Here is a 17446-nt window from a genome sequence, read left to right on the forward strand (position 1 = left end):
TCGAAATGTCCCAGGCCGACTCACCGTCGCGCTGTCGCTCTCCCCTCGCTTTTCCGCCGATCGATCCCCGGGGCGACGAGCGGTGATTGGATAGCGCGTGGGCTTCAGGCTAGACTCTTCTCCGTGGAAGCCTCTCCCCCTGACGCTGGCCTCGGCCGTCATTTCGTCCTCCCACTCGTGGCCGCCACGATCGGTGTCACCGCGCTCAGCGTCGGGATGCTGTGGATCATCCCCGAGCCAGAGCGGGCTTCGAATCCCGACGGGCTTCCTGTGGTCGCTTCGACTCCGCAGCGCGCCAGGCCAACGCTGACGCTCTACAAGGAGCTGTGCTCCCTGTGCCACGGGGAGACGGGGGCAGGCGATGGCCCGACGGAGCTGGAGCGGCCCGCGAGAAGCTTCGTCGCCGGCGGGTACGCCTATGGGAATACGCTCAGCTCCGTGATGCGCACGCTGGAGTTCGGGATCCCGGGAACCGCGATGCCCGCCTTCGGTGAGACGCTGAGCCTCCAGGAGCGAACGGCCCTCGCCAGCCATGTCCTGGGCCTGGGCCCCAAACCACGAACCGTGTCTCCGAGCGCGGGTGAGATCGTCGCCGACGCGCGTCCCACCGTCCTGCAGGGGCAGATGGCGGATCCGAGCACGGATACGATGGAGCCGCGCAGCCTCCTCATCGGTTTCCCGGATGGGACCTCCGTCCAGTATCGAACGCAAGACCTTGCCGTCGTGGCGCTTTATTCAGGCTCCGGCGAGGACGCGTTCGCGAATCGAACGGACTGGCGCGGGCAGGGCGGGTCCCCCGTTCGCCCGCTCGGGTCTTCAGCCTGGTCCCTCGAAGGCAGCCAGGAAGCGCCCGGCGCGGCCGTCGCCCTCTACGGCTCGAAGGAAGGCCGCCCGTACGGCCGCCGGCTTCGATCGACCCGGATCCAGCCCACCAGCGTGACCCTCGGATTCGATCTCCTCGACGAAGCCGGCTCCATCGTGAGCCGCGGGACCGAAACCGTGCGAGTGCTCGAGAACGGCTCGCTGGCACGCAGCGTGGAGATCGACGCGGATGCGCCGCGAGTTCGAGCGCTGGACGCCGCGGGCCCGGAGGTGTCCTCCACGGCGAGCGCCGTGGCCCATCGCGTGCACGACGGCGTGCTGCTCGTCGATCCCAGGGACGGCGCCGCGAGGCATCTGATCTACGCCGACCGCTGGGACTCCTCGATGGTGTCGCTCCAGTAGTTGCGCCGAGCGGACTCGCTACTCGACGAGACCAGCCCGCATCAGCGGCCAGAGCCGCACCCGCACCTTGCCCCGCAGGTACTCATGGGGCACCTGGCCGAACTCGCGGCTATCCGAGCTGCGAATCCGGTTGTCTCCGAGGACGAAGTACGACTTTGGCTCGACGATCGTGTCGACGTAGGCGTACGGGTCGTTGGACTCCGGATCGACGTAGGGCTCCTCGACGAGTTCGTCGTTGACCCACACGTAGCCCTCGTAGATCTGCACGTGATCGCCAGGCAGACCGACGACGCGCTTCACGTAGTCGAGGGACGGATCCATCGGGTAGCGCAGGACGACGATGTCACCGCGGTCCGGCGTTCCGAAGAGGTAGCTGACGTGATCGACGAGGATCCGGTCGCGGTCCTGGATGCCGGGCATCATGGAGCCGCCGCGCACCTCGCTGAAGTTGAAGCAGAGGGCCCAGCACATCAGGACCATGACGAAGCTCTTGGCTCCGAACGAGATGGTCGCGTGGGCCAGGGAGCGCCGCGGTCGCCTGAGCTCGGGCTGCGGCTGGCGGCGAGCGCGACGCTGCTGGCTCCGATCCTCCTCCGGCTCCGGGTCGAAGATCGCCGACCTGCGCCGGGCCTTCCCCCCCCTGTCCGTGGCCGTTCTGGCGGATCGCCGGCGCTCGCCGCGCGCGCTGCCAGAGCCCTCCACGGCGGCGCCACGCTGGCTGCCCCGGGTGCTGTTCCCCTTCCAAATGCTCACGCTTACGAGATCGGAACGTGGGAAGACGTGAATCAAGCCGCCCGACGCGCGACTCCGGAAGTTCCTTTACCGAGACGCCGCTGTGTCTCAGACCGCCTCGCGATGTCTCCAAGGCAGACATGATCGGTCCGGGCCGCCTTTCGTTACCCTGCGCGGATGGCCATGACAGAAAACAATGACGCGCTCTCCGTGTCGGACGACCCCCGCCGCGCCGAGATCCTCCGCCACCTCGATGGATTCGCCGCCGCGCCGGCTCCCCTGAATGCAGGAGAGCGCGCCGGGTTTCGCCAGCGCCTCTTCGGTCTCCTTCAGAAACACGGCGTCGACGCGATGCTGATCGAGCCGGGCGGCACGCTCGAGTACCTGACCGGAGTGGCTTTCCATGCGTCGGAGCGCCTGCTCGCCGCGGCAGCGCTCAGTGACGGCACCTTCCTCTGGGTTTCCCCTGCCTTCGAAGCCGGTCGCGTGACCACGCTGTGCGAGCGCGCGTCCGGCTCGAGCGAGCTGACCGCCCATGTCCTGCCCTGGGACGAGCACGAGGACTCGGCCAAGATCTTCGCCGACGCGCTGAAAGCGAAGGGCCTCGGCAAGAACGTCGTGGCGGACCCCGACGTACGCGCGCGCTTCACGGCCCCGATCGGGGCGCATCTCGGGACGCCCGTCGGCGACGGCTCCGCGATCGCCCGTGAGCTGCGCGGCCCGAAGTGCGCCCGCGAGATCGAGATCATGCGCTCGGCCCAGGAGCGAACCCAGGCCGCCATTCGCGCCGTCTTCGCCGTAACGGAGCCGGGGATGCGCTCGACCGAGGTCGGAGCGCTCGCCCACTTCGCCCAGAAGTCGCTCGGACTCACGGGCACCTGGGACCTCTCCCTGGCGGGCCCCTCGGGCGCCTTCCCCCACGGCGACGAGGTCGACCGCGTGCTCGAGAAGGGCTCGGTGATGCTGCTCGACACGGGCGGCAAGCTCCACGGCTACTGCAGCGACACGACCCGCACCTGGGTCGTGGATGCGGCGCCCTCGGACGAGGTACAAAAGGTCTGGGACGCGGTTCGCGCCGCGCAGATCGCGGGCACCGAGGCCATGGGCGTCGGCAAGCGCACGGGCGATGCCGACAAGGCGGCGCGCACGGCGCTGGCGAAGCACGGCTACGACGGCGGCTACGCGCATCTCTCCCACCGCCTCGGCCACGGCATCGGCGTTCAGATCCACGAGCCCCCCTACCTGGACGGCGGCTCCGACGTCCTGATGGAGCCGGGCATGTGCTTCACGAACGAGCCCGGCATCTACCTGCCCGGACGCTTCGGCCTGCGCATCGAGGACATCTGCATCATCACCGAAAGTGGCGTCGATCACTTCGGCGAGTGGCAGAAGGGACCCTCGGCCCCGTGAGCCTCTCCGTATTCGGCGCGGCCCTCAAGGTCGCGGCCAAGGAGCTCCTGGAGAGCTTCCGCGATCGCCAGACGTTGCTCTACACGTTCGTGCTGCCGGTGTGCATGTACCCGGCGCTGTTCTGGGTCATGGTCCAAGGCGTGCTCGTCGTGCAGGGCCAGAAGAACGCGCGCGACGTCACGGTCGGCATCGTCGCGGAGGACTCGACCTTCGAGGAAGCGCGCCTTGCGCTCGGGACCGAGGACGACGAGGAGCCCTCGGGCGGAGCGGTCGCGACCGTTCGACTGACCCCGGAGCCAGCGGCGGACGAGGCCGAGAGGCAGGCACAGATGCAGGCCCAGATGCAGGCCCAGATGCAAGCACTGCTGGAGCAAGGCGGAGACGATGCGCCGGATGCGATCGTCGTGCTGCCCGGAGCCGTGGCGGGGACCGAGGTGGCGCGCGTCTACTTCGACAGCACCAACAGTCGCTCGGAGATCGCGCGCGAGCGCGCGCTCGTCTCGCTGGCTAGCTGGGCCGACGATCTGCGGACGAAGGCAGCCGACGAGCGCGGGATCGATCCCGAGGCGCTCGACCCGATCGTGGTGCGCTCGAACAGCGTGGCCGAGAAGAAGGACGAGGGCGCGCTGCTGCTCTCCCTGATGCTCCCGATGCTGCTGGTCATCATGTCGGTGCTCGGCGCGTTCTTTCCAGCGGTCGATCTGACCGCGGGCGAGAAGGAGCGCGGTACGGCGGAGACCACGATGCTCCTGCCCGTGCCACGCACGGCGGTGCACCTCGGCAAGATCCTGGCGGTCTCCACGTCGGCGATGATCGCGACCGCGCTCAACCTTCTGGCGCTCGGCCTTTCGGCCGGGCATCTGCTCGACCAGCTCAGCGGCGCGAGCGGCGGCTCGATGGTCGTCCAGCTCCCCGTGGGCGCGCTGATGTCGGTGCTGCCGCTGGCGGTGCTCTTCGCGTTCTTCGTCAGCGCCATGCTGACGGGCGTCGCGAGCCTCGCCGCCAGCTTCAAGGAAGGCCAGGCGCTGCTCGGCCCCGTCCAGATGGTGTTCATCCTGCCCGCGATGGCGGCGACGCTTCCCGGGCTGACGCTGAATACGACCACCGCCTGGATCCCCGTGGTCAACGTCGCGCTCGCGTTCCGCGCGATGCTCGTCGGCGACGTCCAGGCGCTGCCGCTCGCCATCTGCGCCCTCGCGCTCTTCGGCGCGGCGCTGCTCGCCATCTGGTTCTCCATCCGTCTGCGTTCGAACGAACAGGTCGCCCTCGCGGGCGAGACGCTGTCCCTCGGCAAACTCTTTTCGCTCCTCGCGCCCTCCAAGTCGTGACCGAATCAACGAACCCCGGGCACGGAGCCGCGATCTTCGCGGACGGCCTGAAGAAGACCTTCCGAGATCCCCAGCGCGGCGTCGTCGAGGCCGTGCGCGGCGTGGATCTCGACTGCCAGCCCGGCGAGATCTATGGACTCCTCGGGCCGAACGGCGCAGGCAAGACGACGACGCTGCGGATGCTCTCGACCATCCTGGCGCCCACGTCGGGGCGAGCGGTGATCGACGGCATCGACGTGGCGAAGGATCCCCTGGAGGTGCGCAGGCGCATCGGATTCCTCTCGGGCAGCACCGGGCTCTATCCCAGGCTGACGGGGCGCGAAACGCTGCGCTACTTCGGCAAGCTGCACGGGCTCGAAGGCGATGCTCTCGAAGCGAGCATCCAGCGCGCCATCGAAGACTTCGATCTCTCGAAGTTCGCGGACGGGCGCTGCGAGACGCTCTCGACCGGGCAGAAGCAGCGGGTCTCGATCGCGCGCGCCGTGGTCCACGATCCGCCCGTCCTGATCCTCGACGAGCCGACCACCGGCCTCGACATCATGGCCTCGAGCGACATGATCAAGTTCATCGAGTCGCGTCGTGAGGCCGGGCGCTGCGTGCTCTTCAGCACGCACATCCTCAGCGAGGCCGAGCGCCTGTGCGACAGGATCGGCGTCGTCTACAGTGGCCGGATGCTGGCCCACGGCACGCTCGACGAGCTGCGGGCCGATACTGGCAAGGAGTGGCTGGAGGACGTGTTCCTCGCGCTGGTCCAGCGGGCGGACGCGGAAGCCGTGGTCACGGCCGCCGGAGCGTCCGCATCGAGCGGTGAGTCGGACGCATGAGAATCGCGATGCACGTGCTGCGCACCGAGCTGCTCCAGCTCGCGCGCGACAAGCGAGCGCTGTTCTCGGCGGTGGTCCTGCCGGCGATTCTCTACCCCATCTTCTTCTGGGGTTCGGGCAAGCTGGAGACCGTGGGGCGCGAGACGATGGCCGCGCGCGAGGTCACCATCCGGGCCGACCTGGACTCGCTCTCGGCGAGCATGCGGGACGAATTGACGGCGGCGCTCAGCGATGCCGGCCCCACGATCCTCGAGGACCTCAACGCCGAGATCCTGAACGAGCTCGCGAGCGCCGAGGCGGATGCCGAAGGCCCTTCCAAGGAGCTGCGTGATGCTGCGCGCGCGCTCCTGAGCGAGCCGCGCTCGGACGCGGCGCCGCCCGCGGGAGGAGGCTCCGCTGGGGAATCTGCAGACGCCCAGGACCAGGGCGCGGACCTCCTGCTCATCGCGACGGTCGACGGAGAGGATCCGGACCGCAACCGCGCCTCGTTCGACCTCTGGTTCGACGTGAAGAGCGACGATGCCCGGGAAGCGCGCTCGCGGGTGCGAACAAGCCTGGAAACCCTGGAGACGCTGGAGGTCGAACGCCGCCGCGATCGACTACTCGGCGGCGATCCGGCCCGGGCGCTCGAAGCGGAGCCCGTGGACATGGCGACGGTCGAGGACCAGAGCGGCGCGGCGCTCGGCAAGTGGCTGCCGTTCATCGCGCTCCTCGTGCTGATCTCCGGCGGCGCCTACGCCGCGCTCGCGGTGTTCGCCGGCGAGCGGGAGGCGGGAACGCTGGAGACACTGCTGGTGCAGCCGGTCCCCCATACCTCGATCGCCACGGGCAAGTTCCTGGCGGTGTTCGTGGCGGGCTTCGCGACGCTGGTCGTGAACCTCGCGAGTCTCGTCGCCTGCGTGAGCCTCGGGCTCGCGGACATGGACGCCATGGGCGGCGGCGAAGGCGGCGTCGGGCTGATGAGGATGGCGGCGCTGATCGTGGAGGTGCCCGCGTGCCTCCTGCTCTGCGCGGTGCTGTGCCTCGTGTGCGGCGGCGCCAAGACGTTCCGCGAGGGGCAGCTCCTCGTGTTTCCGGTGACGCTGCTGGTGATCGTGCCGACGTCGATCGTGCTGCGCCCCGAGGCGACGCTGACGGCGTTCTGGGCCTTCGTGCCCTTCGCGGGCTCGGCGCTGGCGCTGCGGGACGGCCTGGAGGGCGACCTGCGCCTCTCCCTGGCGGCGCTCGTCATGGTCACCCACGTGGGCTGGACGTGGCTGGCCCTGTCGAGGCTCGGCCGCGTGCTCGACGCCGAGCGCATCCTGGGCGGCGGCGGCGACTCGAAGTCCGAGGGGCACCTCAACCAGGCGGCCGCGCGGCATGCGGTGCGCTGGGGCTTCGCCGTCGTGATGACGGTGTACCTGATCGCCGGTTCCGTCCAGCGCTGGGATATGAAGCTCGGGATGTGGTTCACGTTCTGGATGCTGCTGCCCGCGTTCGCGCTGGTGATCGCGTGGACGACGCCGCGGCGGAAGCAGCTGAACGAGGAGGAGGAGCCGCGCGATCTGATCGGACGGCTCGGGCTTCGGCCCCAGGGACTCGTGCCCCTCGTCGCCCACGTGCTCGGCGCGCTGCTGCTCGTCCCGATGCTCGCGCGCGGCGCGCTGGCCCTGGGCGAGTGGCAGCGCGACGTGCTCCCGATGCCCGCGGGCGTGGAGAAGGCGATGGAAGGCATGGGCGGTCTCCTCGATATGGGGACCGGCTGGCTGTTCTTCTTCCTGGCGTTCTCTCCCGCGATCTTCGAAGAACTCGTGTTCCGCGGCGCGCTGCTGTCGGCGATGCGCCGCGACTGGCGCTGGCCGAAGATCATCGGCTGGCAGGCGCTGTACTTCGCGCTCGTTCACGCGTCCGTCTACCGCCTGCTGCCCACGGGAATCCTGGGTGCCCTGCTGGCGGGCCTGACGCTCCGGGCGCGCTGCGTCTATCCGGCGATCGCGCTACACATGGGCTACAACGGTCTACTCGTGCTCGGAAGCAACGACGATGGCACGACGGTGCTGGATGCGGGCTGGTTCGCCTACGCGCCCTACATGGCGGCGGTGGGCCTGGGCTTGATCGCCCTGGTCTCCACGCGACGGGATTCCGTACCTTCGAGCCAGTAGAGCCCTTCGGGATCGCAACGGCCTGGGAAGGTCATCGGTTGGAGGGACTTCCATGGCGGAAGCCCTCGCCCGATCGCCCGATCGGCCCGGTGGTCACATCGGAAGATCGATCTTGCAGTCGTTTTCGAGCGGCTCCCCCGGTGTGGAGCGGCCGCGGGCGATCTGCTCGAGTAGCAGAGCGCGCAGGGCCTTCACCTTTTCCGGCCTGTCTGCTGCGAGGTTCTTGGTCTCGCCAGGGTCATCGCCCAGGTGAAAGAGCTGCACCGGCGGAAGCCCGGCCTCCTTCGCCGCTTGCTCGGTCGGTGCCGACCAGCCGCCGCTCCCCGCGCAAAGGCAGAGCTTCCACATCCCCTCCCGAATCGCGAACGATCCGCCGATCGAATGGCTGACGAGCGTCGTGCGACCCGACGAGTTCTCGCCCTCGAACAGGGGGAGGAGACTGTAGCCGTCTTCCCCTCCGGCGTGCGTCGGAGCCTCACCGCTGACGTCCGACAGCGTGGCGTAGAAGTCGGTCAGGCACGCCATCGCGTCCGTGCGCTGGCCCGGTTCGATGACGGCGGGCCAGCGGACGATCAGCGGAACGCGGTGCCCGCCCTCGTAGATGTCGGCCTTGTGGCCCCTGTAGATCCCGCTCGGATCGTGCCCGTGGTCTTTTAGCACCCCGAAGTTCCCCTCGGGCGAGCAACCATTGTCGCTCGTGAACACGACGAGGGTGTTCTCGGCGATCCCGGCCTCCTCGATGGCATCGAGCAGCTCCCCCATGTGGTGGTCCACCTGCATGACGAAGTCCGCGTAGGCGTTCATGCCACTCGCCCCCTCGAAGGGCGGCACGGGCACGATCGGCGTGTGGGGCGCGGGTAGCGCGAGGTAGAGGAAGAAGGGCTGCTTCTCCTTCGCCTGGCGCTCCACGTGATCCATGGACTTCGCGAAGAGGTGCGGAAGGACCGTCTCGATGTGAAAGTCCGAACCCACGGGTCCCTCGCGATACCAGCCGTAGGGATCGTCCTTCCGGCTCACGCCCTCCACGCGATCGGGAGCGGCGGTGACCTGGCCGGTATCCACCCAGACGTAGGGAGGCATGTCGAGGGAGCCGCAGTGCCCGTAGTACCGGTCGAAGCCGTTGATGTCCGGCCCGTTGAGCACCGGCTCGGTGAAGTCGATCTCGCCCTCGTCCTTGTGCCAGTCCCACCCGAGGTGCCACTTGCCGATCATCGCGGTGTGATAGCCAGCGCGGCGAAGCAGGTGCCCGAGGGTGGGGCGCGTCGCCGGGATCAGGTGCTCGCTGGCTCCACCGAGAACGCCGCGGGCGAGGCGCGAGCGCCAGTTGTAGCGGCCCGTCAGGAGCCCGTAGCGAGTGGGCGTACAAACCGAGCTTGGACTGTGCGCGTCGAGGAACGTGATCCCCGCGTCCGCCATGGCCTGGAGCCGGGGAGTCTTGATCTTCCCCTCCGGATTCGTCGGCGAGAGGTCGCCGATGCCGAGATCGTCGGCCATGACGAGGATGACGTTGGGCCTGGGCACGTCCACTTCCGCCTGCAATCCCGTCCAAGCCAGGCAGGCGGCCAGCACGTGGGTGATGATCATGGCCCTACCGTACCGTATGTGCGCGCAGGCGGTCCGACGCCGCCAGCCTCAGCGGCCGCTAACGCGCCTGATGGTCAACGTTCCTGAAGGCGATAGCTAGCGATCCGACGCGTACGATCCGCCGGTGCCGGCAGCGCGTATTCGGCCGAGCCTGCCAGCTCCAGTCCACATTTCAGCTTCGCCAGCGCCTCCGTCTCGTCGCTCATCCAGGCGACGAATCGGCCGCCCGGCGCGAGCAGGGGCTTCGCCAGCTTGCCCACGGCTTCGGGTGGGCCGACGGCGCGCGTGGTGATCAGATCGAAGCGGGCGCGGTAGCCCTCGTTCCTGGCGGCGGCCGCGTCCATGTGCGCGATCTCGAACTGCTCGGGCTCGAAGCCCGCCGCGGCGAGGGCGCGCTGGATGGCGTGGAGCTTCTTCAGCCGCCGGTCCATCAGCACCACGCGAACGTCGGGATAGAGGCAGGCGATCGCCACGCCCGGAAAGCCGTTGCCGGTGCCGAGGTCGAGCGCCAGCCCCGGTGGCCTGGCGGGTCCTCCCTCCGGTTCAAGGCAAGCGAGCGCCACCGAGTCGAGGGCATGGAGCCTCACCGCCGCGTCGCGCTCGCGCACCGCGGTCAGGTTGATGCGCGTGTTCTCGTCCAGCATCGCATCCAGGTAGCCCAGGAGTCTGCGGGCCCCGTCGATCGAAAGGTCGGCGCCGATGCTGGCGCTGAGCGCCTGGAATTCGGAGGGGTCGGTCAACGGTAGGGTCAGTGCGGTCGAAGGGTTCGTCGGGTACCTCGGGATGGTAGCGTGACGGCGGGAGGCCTGGACCTTCCTCTGCCCGGGTCTTGTGCGCGGAGCGCATGGGGAGCAAATTCGCCTGGTGCTCTTTCGCAGCTACTCGAAGACCAGCTTCAGATCGGTCACGACGCCGCTCTTGATCTCGATCTCCCGCTCGATCGGAGGGAAGGGGTCCAGCGTGGCTGTCACGGAGTATCGCCCCGTGGGGACGCACTCCGACGTCTCGGTTTCACCGAGGGTCCAATGTCGTTCTGCGCGATAGTCGCCGTCCCGGGTCAAGGAGAGGTATTCGAGGTCGAGGTCGAGGTCCTCGAGCTGCCCTGCGCCGCGCAACCGAATCCGAAACCTGCGCGGACGCCCGTTCGCGAGAAACCGGTCGTTCGCCGTGGCGTGCACGCGCACGGCTCCCCCTGGCGGCAGGGTGATCTTCACTCGTTGGTCCACTCCTGCCGAGACCTCGACGACCTGACTGGCGCGCCCGTGGCGGCGCCTGCTGACCATGGTTTGCAACGGGTAGCTACGCGCATAGAACCCTTCCGCGACGACACGAACCCTCCCCACCGGTGCCATCGTCGCGGCCCCCTGGTGGCTGGTGCAATCGCCGCTCCAGGAGGCCCCTAGTGCCCCGAATCAGCGTCCAGGAGGTAGAGACTCGCGGCGTTCGTGGCTTCCGGGTGCTCGTCCACAACGGGTTCGAAGTCCACGAAGGCGCGGAGTTCGGTCACGACGGGGCGTCGAGGCAGTGACAAATCCACGAAGACCTGCTGCCCGGAGCCGGGGACCTCGAACGTTTCGACGGAAGAAACACGGTGGTCCTGCCTGGCCAGCATCGACTCCCCCGAAAGGCCCTTCGTTTCCGGCCTCCAGCGGGACGGCTGAGGGTGCATCGTGACCCCAGGGCTCTCCGGAGCCAAAGTTCCCGCTGGCGTCATGGAATCCGCGGCCACTGCCGATAGTTCGGACATGCTCACTTCACGCCAGGGACTCGCCGGCCTCGGTGCCCTCTGCCTCGCCGCCGTCGCGGGGCTGCTGCTCGGGCGCCACGACGCTTCCAGCCTGGGAGCGCTCGGTCCCGTCGATTCCGGCGTCGAGATCGCCATGGACGAGGTCCCGCGGCTCGAAGCCACGCGCTCTTCGCTCCCGACCGCCGTGCCTTCGGACGAGCCCTCCGCCGAGCCCTCCGCCGCGAACGTGGAGCCGCCGCCCGCCCCGAGCCCACGAGCTGGCGAATCGGTGCGCTTCACGGTCGTCGATGAAGGCGGCGTCGCTCTCGCGGGCGCCGCGTTGACGGTCTTCGGAGACGGTGCAACGAAGGAACACCTGACCGACGCGGAAGGCAGCGTCGAGCTACCTTCCAGCACCGTCGCCGGCGCGCTCATCCGCGCCAGCTCGCCGGGCCTCGGCGTCGACTACGCGCATCCAGGGAAGAGTCCCTACGCGGCCTATCGCTTGACGCTTCCTCCCGGCGCCTCGATCCGCGGGCGGCTCTTCATGGCCGATGGCGCCGCGGTGCCCGAGGGCGTTCGCGTCTGTGCGCTGCTCCAGGGCCAGACCGATCTCGACGATCGCGACCTGCCTCGCATGGCGAAGCTCGGCTTCGGCTGCTCCACCGAGGTGCAAGACGACGGCAGCTTCTCCATCGAAGGCCTCGAAGACGGCGCGATGTACCAGGTCACCGCCTTCGGGGGCAGCGTGATCGTGAACGAATGGAAGAGCGTGCACCAGCTGATCGCGCCGCTCGAAGGGCTGGAGGTCCTCGCCCACTACGTCGGAGCGGTGACCTTCCAGATCGAGGCCGTGACGCCCGAGCACGCGCGCTTCCTGGCGGCTCAGCGGTATCCGCTGCCTGACCTCAACGCCCAGCGGGCACCGGAGACCGAGTTCACGTACAGAGTCACCCCCAACGAAGGCGCAGATCGCGGCCCCGATGGCCGCTTGAAGGACGATCGACGCGTGAATAATCAGGGCCGACTGAGCCTTCGTCTGGCGGAGCTATGCGAGCGACAGCGCGACATGAGTTCAGGCCTTCCCGAGCGCTGGTTCGTCGCGTCGAACACGCGCGCGGGGGCCGCGGTCCAGGGAACCTTCTTCTGGGACCTGCCCTTCGCCGAGCCTTCGACCACTCGGTTCACGACCGCGCTCGCCACGGATGAGGCCTCGATTCCGGTGGTGGCCATCGCGGCACCTGAATTGCCCGCGGGCTGGGAGCCCCAGGGCATGGGCTCGCTGGAGATCGCTTTCGAGGCTCCCTGGCTCCAGGACAGCGCACTCACTCCCGAACTGGAAGCGCGCGTTCGGCTGCGCCCGATCTCCACGCCCCACGGCGAATCGCTGACGCTCGCGGCGACGTGGGACCGGAACGCCGTTCAGGGCTCGGGAGGCTTCGTGCTTCCGGATGTGCCAGCGGGCAGCTACGAGGCGTGGCTCTTCGAGGACTCCTCCGGAGCGTCGTTTCCCCACCGGCAAAGGACGGGCTGGAAGGTCGACATCGTGATAGGCCAGCGCAGCCAGATCGACGCGACGGACTGCGGGGTCGCCGCCGTTCTGGTCGAGCTCTTCGATCCAGGCGGCGACCCCTTCGAGCGCGGACTCAGCGCCGAACTGCTCGTGAAGTATCCGGGCAACGAGGGCTACAGCTGCCTGTCGAAACAATCCCCGGGCTTCTCATCGGCGCCGTACCTGTTCCCCTTCGTGCCCGTGACCCGCACCCGCGGGAAGGAAGGGCTCTACTTTCACCCCCACAATGCCCTGATCTGGCCTCGCCCGTCGCTGATTCACGATTCAGAGCTGACCGCAGGGCTCCTTCACCGCGCGACGTTCACGGTCAAGGAGTGGCCCAAGCTCACGAGGGACAAGCTCTCGGGGAACCAGCAGGCGAAAATCCAGCACGCGGGGAACCAGACCCCGAGGTACGGCACAGGGCTCGCGCGATAAGGGCTGCCAGGAGTCAGACGTCGCACTGTGCCACGCCGCTTTCGATGGCCGCACCGTCCAGAGGCTCCTGCGGGGCGGACGACCATCATCGAGACGCCCTTCACCCCCGATGCGCACGTTCTTTACCTGAACGAGCGGGACGAGCGGCTGCGCGTCGAGCCGGGAGTCGGACGGCCGCGGCGGCGTCGGATATCTCATCTCCTGAATTTCCCAACGGCGCCGATCTTGATTCGTATCCTCTACCCGGTCGACAATTCCCCGAACGCCCCTTGAGATTCCTCCCTTCAGGCTTCCGATAGCCTGAACGATGACCACCGCCCCCCATCACCCCGCGAAATCACGCTGGCTGACGCTTCTCGTCTGGTGCGCGTTCGTTTTCGCGGCGTGCTTCAACGGTGCGGCGGTGGAGGAGGCTCGATCCGCGCCGGCCCTTTCCCGCGGGGCGAGCACGATGGAGGCCTCCGGTGGCGATCGGAGCGACCTCGTCTGGACTCCCCCCCTGGTGACGGCGAACGGGACGGACCTCTGCGAGGTCTCCGAGGAAGAAGAGCAAGAGGACAGGGATCCACTGGTGGCAGTGGGCGACCTGGTCCGGGCTGAGGAGGTCCTCCATCCGGAGCCGACGACCCTCGCCTCCATGTCGACGAGCGCACCGATCCGCGCTGACGGACGGTTCGGACTGGACGCTCGCGGCCCACCGGCCGCCTGAGCGCTCCTCGAGGGAAACTCTGCGGGTTCATGGCCTGGACCCCGAGGGAATCGCGAGGCGCACAACCCTCTTTGCTGCCCCCCATCCGCGCCTTGGTCGCGCGGGCCGACTGCGGCCGTTGAAACCCCAGCACCCGCGGTGCAGCGCCAAGCCCTCCTCTCCCCCCGGGCGGCGGTCCAGAGCCTCGACCGAGGCTCCCTTGCAGACCAGCGCGGCCCAAGAACTCGTTCAACATGCCCACCTACCCCCAGCCCTCTCTCCTTGGCCGTCTGGCCATCGTTTTTTCGGCGGCACTGCTCGTCACTGCCTGCGTCCCTGATCTCCGCCAGGAGGTTCTCCGCGAGCCCGAAACACCCGTCCCCGCAAGCTTCGGCGCCGCAACCGACGCCGCTGACACGGAGCCGGATTCCGCTGCGTCGAGCGTCCCGACCGCCAACGTCCAGTGGCGCGAGTTCTTCAAGGATCCGAAGCTCGCGGCACTGATCGAGACCGCGCTCGACGGCAATCAGGAGCTGAACATCCGCGTCCAGGAGATCGTCGTCGCGCAGAACGAGATCATGGCCCGCACCGGCGAGTACCTGCCGAAGGTCGACGTCGGCGTGGGTACGGGCGTCGAGAAGGTCGGGCTCATCACGAGCCAAGGCGCGAGCGACGAGGCCAACGGGGTGCCCGAGGTGCTCCGCAACTACCGCCTCGGCTTCTCGGCGTCCTGGGAGGTCGACGTCTGGAAGCGGCTTCGCAACTCGGCGCGCGCGGCGACGTTCGAGTATCTGGCAAGCGTCGAAGGGCGGAACTTCATGGTCACCCGGGTCGTCGCGGAGATCGCCAACACCTACTACGAGCTCATGGCGCTCGACCGCCAGCTCGAGGTGCTGAGGCAGAACATCGGGCTCCAGCAGGACGCGCTGGAGATCGTGCGCCTGGAGAAGCAGGCGGCCGTCGTGACGGAGCTGGCCGTCCAGCGATTCGAGGCCGAGGTGCTGAAGAATCGGAGCCGTCAGTTCGACCTGGAGCAGAGAATCGTCGAGACCCAGAACCGACTCAACTTCCTCGTCGGTCGCTACCCCGGACCGATCCCGAGGGACGGGCAAGGGCTCGGCGACCCGATGCCAGCCCTCGTCAGGACCGGCGTTCCCTCCGAACTCCTCGGCAACCGCCCCGATGTCAAGCAGGCCGAGCTGCAGCTGGCGGCCGCGAAGCTGGATGTCCAGGTCGCGCGGGCGCGCTTCTATCCGTCGCTCAGCATCGAGGCGGGCGTCGGCTACGAGTCGTATCAGGCGGACGAACTCCTCAGCACCCCCGACTCGGTGTTCTACGGACTGGCCGGCGGGATCGTGGCGCCGCTCGTCAACCGAAGAGCGATCAAGGCAGAGTACTTCTCGAAGGGCGCCGAGCAGCTGAAGGCCGTTCTTCAGTTCGAGCAAACGCTGCTCATGGCGTTCACCGAGGTCGCGAACCAGCTTTCGATGATCGACAACCTCCAGAAGAGCTACGACCTGCAGGCCCAGCAGGTCAGCGTGCTCGGCCAGGCCATCGAGGTGTCGAACACGCTCTTCAGGTCGGCGCGAGCGGACTACATGGAGGTTCTCCTGACGCGGCGCGATTCGCTGGACGCCCAGATGGAGCTGATCGACACGCAGCTCGCGCAGAAGCGCGCCATGGTGAACGTCTATCAGGCGCTGGGCGGCGGCTGGCAGTAGCCGCAGGATCAGAAAAGGCCGGGCAGCGGATCGATCCGCCGCCCGGCCTCTCCGCTCGCTCCCCGGTGGGAGCGAGGGACGTCTTCGACTACTGGACGAACACCGACAGTCCGTCGGTGAAGTTCGTGATCGGGATGCCGATCAGGGAGTCGCGGTACCAGGCCTGGAAGTTCCAGGTGTCGCCCGGCATCGCCGCCACGGAGCCGTTGGGCTGCGGCACTGCGTTGAGATCGATCGCGATCGTCACGCTGCTGCCCGTCCCGGTCGAAGCGACCTGGGACTGGAAGCGGCCGACGGATCCACCGAGGCACAGGTTGCCCGTGCTTCCGCCGGGGAACGCCACGAAGCCCTGGGTCCGGGACGCGATGAAGAGCACCACGGACGACGAGGGAAGGCCCTGGGCGACGAGGCTCAGGTCGTTCAAGGCGACCTCCGAGGAACCGAGGTAGGACATCGACGCGGACTGGGACGTGGAGTTCACGATCGCCGGTCCGCAGTAGTTGAAGATCGCCGCACCGTAGGTGTTGATCTCCTCGGCGGCGGCGCCGACGTTCATGCGTCCGCCCGACACCGTGAAACCGTCCAGCGTCGGCACGACGTCGACGGTTTCCATCAGGATGCGTTTGATCTCCAGCGCGGCCATCGCGGGGTTGGCGGCGCGTAGGTTCGCGAACTCCGGGCTCGCCGCCGAGTGCAGGAGAGCGATCGCTCCGGTCACCTGCGGCGTCGCCATCGACGTCCCTGTGTTCGGACCGTAGGAGTTGCCCGGCAGCGTGCTGCGGATCGAGGCACCCGGCGCGCCAAGGTCGATCGTCGTCAGTCCGAAGCCCGAGAACGTCCGACGATCCTCGTCGTTGGTCGCCGTGACCGAGATCATGTAGTCGCTGCCGCAGCCCGTCGGTACGTCGCCGACGTTGTCCACGTTCTGCGCGCTGTTGGTGGTGGCCGTGGCGGAGAGGATGCCTGACTGCCCCATCAGGTCGTACATGTCGTTCCACGGCGTGAAGTTCGGCGACGAGCAGTTGGCGAAGTCCACGCCGAAGCTGGAGTTCGTCGCGACGATGTTCGCGCCCGCGGCGCCGCCCGAGTTCATCCACTGGTCCTTGAGCGCAAGGGCGTAGCTGTACGCGATCATCACCGTCGACGTGGTGCCGGAGGAGCCGGCGATCGAGACGATCTCCGCGTCCCAGCTCACGCCCGCGACGCCGAAGCCATTGTCGCCCTGGGCGGCTGCGATGCCCGCCACGTGGGTGCCATGGCTGGACGTTCCGACGTTGGCGTTGTTGTTGTAGGCGTTCCAGCCGTAGACGTCGTCGACGTAGCCGTTGCCGTCATCGTCGACACCGGGCTGACCGTTCGCCTCGGCCGCGTTCTCCCAGCGATTCCCGATGAGATCCGGGTGAGCGTGGTCGACGCCGCCGTCGACGATGGCCACCGCGAACTCCGAGGTGCCGGTGCTGTAGTCCCACGCCTTGGGTGCGTCGATGTCCGCGTCCGGCGTGCCGCCGGTCTGGCCGGTGTTGTGCTTGCCGTACTGCTGGCCGAACTGCGAGTCGTTCGGGAACGTGTCGCGGTTGGTCACCACGTGGTCGGGAACGGCGTAGAGAACGCCATCGCGGCCCGAGAGCTCCTGCATCGCTGCGCTGACCGAGGTGCCATCGAGGATCTGCACGAGGTAGAGATCCATCTGCGGCACGATCGCACGCTCGACGCCGTACCGATCCGCGCCGTTGCCCGCGCCCAGGATGGCCGCCCTGGCATCCTCGGAAAGACCTGCGCTTAAGCGCACCAGCACCTGACGGGTGAGGTACGACGGAAGCTGCTGTCCATCCGGTCCGGTGGGCCCGGCCGTGACTTCACGCTGAAGGATAGGAGTGGTGTCCAGCGGGGCGACCTGGGCGAGGGCGCCTGTGGTGAACGGTCCTGCGACCAGAGCGACGCCTGCGGTCATTCGGCCCAGAGTGAGCCAGCCAGTGTTGAGCATGATGAGGATGGGTAGACGGAGAGGGGATCCAATAAAGGATGCACCAGAGACGACGTTGAGCGGCTGGAGGATCCGAAAGGTCCAGAATTGATCC

At 68.1% G+C, this 17446-nt stretch carries 14 protein-coding genes; 8 read left to right on the forward strand and 6 right to left on the reverse strand.

The features are described from left to right. Positions 1 to 123: 123 nt before the first annotated feature. Positions 124 to 1224 (forward strand): c-type cytochrome, encoded by a 1101-nt coding sequence (locus Poly30_RS17380; protein WP_419190309.1) that lies wholly within the window; start codon positions 124 to 126, stop codon positions 1222 to 1224. 18 nt (positions 1225 to 1242) lie between these two features. On the opposite strand, the gene lepB is transcribed toward Poly30_RS17380, so the two are convergent. Continuing rightward, complete coding sequence (gene lepB, locus Poly30_RS17385) at positions 1243 to 1977, reverse strand: signal peptidase I (protein ID WP_145199940.1); 735 nt, start codon at positions 1975 to 1977, stop codon at positions 1243 to 1245. A 162-nt stretch (positions 1978 to 2139) separates the two neighbouring features. On the opposite strand from lepB, the gene Poly30_RS17390 reads away from it, so the two are divergent. The 4 genes from Poly30_RS17390 to Poly30_RS17405 are packed head-to-tail and all read left to right on the forward strand — an operon-like array spanning position 2140 to position 7659. Next, the gene (locus Poly30_RS17390; RefSeq protein WP_419190310.1) at positions 2140 to 3366 is read left to right on the forward strand and encodes a M24 family metallopeptidase; all 1227 of its coding nucleotides are present in this window, start codon (positions 2140 to 2142) and stop codon (positions 3364 to 3366) included. Then, entirely contained in the window at positions 3363 to 4694 is a 1332-nt protein-coding gene (locus Poly30_RS17395; protein WP_419190311.1) for an ABC transporter permease, read from the forward strand. The genes Poly30_RS17390 and Poly30_RS17395 overlap by 4 nt, the downstream gene beginning before the upstream one ends. Next, positions 4691 to 5518 (forward strand): ABC transporter ATP-binding protein, encoded by an 828-nt coding sequence (locus tag Poly30_RS17400; RefSeq protein WP_419190312.1) that lies wholly within the window; start codon positions 4691 to 4693, stop codon positions 5516 to 5518. Before Poly30_RS17395 ends, Poly30_RS17400 begins: the two co-directional genes overlap by 4 nt. Continuing rightward, positions 5515 to 7659: a CPBP family glutamic-type intramembrane protease gene (locus Poly30_RS17405; protein ID WP_145199949.1), complete on the forward strand. Its 2145-nt coding sequence runs from the start codon at positions 5515 to 5517 to the stop codon at positions 7657 to 7659. The genes Poly30_RS17400 and Poly30_RS17405 overlap by 4 nt, the downstream gene beginning before the upstream one ends. A 93-nt stretch (positions 7660 to 7752) precedes the next feature. Here Poly30_RS17405 and Poly30_RS17410 read toward each other — a convergent pair whose 3' ends face one another. The 4 genes from Poly30_RS17410 to Poly30_RS17425 all read right to left on the reverse strand — a co-directional run bounded on the left by Poly30_RS17410 (position 7753) and on the right by Poly30_RS17425 (position 10990). Further along, a complete protein-coding gene (locus tag Poly30_RS17410) occupies positions 7753 to 9243 on the reverse strand; it encodes a sulfatase family protein (RefSeq protein WP_145199952.1) in 1491 nt (496 codons plus the stop codon). A 74-nt stretch (positions 9244 to 9317) separates the two neighbouring features. Beyond that, complete coding sequence (locus Poly30_RS17415) at positions 9318 to 9983, reverse strand: 16S rRNA (guanine(527)-N(7))-methyltransferase RsmG (RefSeq protein ID WP_145199955.1); 666 nt, start codon at positions 9981 to 9983, stop codon at positions 9318 to 9320. Positions 9984 to 10121: 138 nt separating this feature from the next. Then, positions 10122 to 10526 (reverse strand): hypothetical protein, encoded by a 405-nt coding sequence (locus Poly30_RS17420; protein ID WP_145199958.1) that lies wholly within the window; start codon positions 10524 to 10526, stop codon positions 10122 to 10124. A 116-nt stretch (positions 10527 to 10642) separates the two neighbouring features. Then, positions 10643 to 10990, reverse strand: a complete 348-nt coding sequence (locus Poly30_RS17425) for a hypothetical protein (RefSeq protein WP_145199961.1) — start codon at positions 10988 to 10990, stop codon at positions 10643 to 10645. Here Poly30_RS17425 and Poly30_RS17435 point away from each other — a divergent pair. From Poly30_RS17435 to Poly30_RS17445, 3 genes are all read left to right on the forward strand, one after another. Then, on the forward strand, positions 10989 to 12959 hold the full coding sequence (locus Poly30_RS17435; RefSeq protein ID WP_419190313.1) for a carboxypeptidase-like regulatory domain-containing protein: 1971 nt from the start codon (positions 10989 to 10991) through the stop codon (positions 12957 to 12959). The genes Poly30_RS17425 and Poly30_RS17435 overlap by 2 nt on opposite strands. Before the next feature lie 307 nt (positions 12960 to 13266). Then, the gene (locus tag Poly30_RS17440; protein WP_145199970.1) at positions 13267 to 13668 is read left to right on the forward strand and encodes a hypothetical protein; all 402 of its coding nucleotides are present in this window, start codon (positions 13267 to 13269) and stop codon (positions 13666 to 13668) included. A 233-nt stretch (positions 13669 to 13901) separates the two neighbouring features. Next, positions 13902 to 15368 (forward strand): TolC family protein, encoded by a 1467-nt coding sequence (locus Poly30_RS17445; RefSeq protein ID WP_145199974.1) that lies wholly within the window; start codon positions 13902 to 13904, stop codon positions 15366 to 15368. 88 nt (positions 15369 to 15456) lie between these two features. On the opposite strand, the gene Poly30_RS17450 is transcribed toward Poly30_RS17445, so the two are convergent. After that, the gene (locus Poly30_RS17450; protein WP_145199977.1) at positions 15457 to 17352 is read right to left on the reverse strand and encodes a S8 family serine peptidase; all 1896 of its coding nucleotides are present in this window, start codon (positions 17350 to 17352) and stop codon (positions 15457 to 15459) included. Positions 17353 to 17446: the final 94 nt, after the last annotated feature.

The sequence above is a fragment of the Saltatorellus ferox genome (genome assembly GCA_007751475.1).
Lineage (GTDB): Bacteria > Planctomycetota > UBA1135 > UBA1135.

What these genes read in the sequence shown, in the direction of transcription:
- Poly30_RS17390 (WP_419190310.1), top strand. Translation starts at nt 2,140, where the DNA reads ATGACAGAAAACAATGACGCGCTCTCCGTGTCGGACGACCCCCGCCGC.
- Poly30_RS17405 (WP_145199949.1), top strand. Translation starts at nt 5,515, where the DNA reads ATGAGAATCGCGATGCACGTGCTGCGCACCGAGCTGCTCCAGCTCGCG.
- Poly30_RS17410 (WP_145199952.1), bottom strand. Translation starts at nt 9,243, where the DNA reads ATGATCATCACCCACGTGCTGGCCGCCTGCCTGGCTTGGACGGGATTG.
- Poly30_RS17420 (WP_145199958.1), bottom strand. Translation starts at nt 10,526, where the DNA reads ATGGTCAGCAGGCGCCGCCACGGGCGCGCCAGTCAGGTCGTCGAGGTC.
- Poly30_RS17435 (WP_419190313.1), top strand. Translation starts at nt 10,989, where the DNA reads ATGCTCACTTCACGCCAGGGACTCGCCGGCCTCGGTGCCCTCTGCCTC.
- Poly30_RS17425 (WP_145199961.1), bottom strand. Translation starts at nt 10,990, where the DNA reads ATGTCCGAACTATCGGCAGTGGCCGCGGATTCCATGACGCCAGCGGGA.
- Poly30_RS17440 (WP_145199970.1), top strand. Translation starts at nt 13,267, where the DNA reads ATGACCACCGCCCCCCATCACCCCGCGAAATCACGCTGGCTGACGCTT.
- Poly30_RS17445 (WP_145199974.1), top strand. Translation starts at nt 13,902, where the DNA reads ATGCCCACCTACCCCCAGCCCTCTCTCCTTGGCCGTCTGGCCATCGTT.
- Poly30_RS17450 (WP_145199977.1), bottom strand. Translation starts at nt 17,352, where the DNA reads ATGCTCAACACTGGCTGGCTCACTCTGGGCCGAATGACCGCAGGCGTC.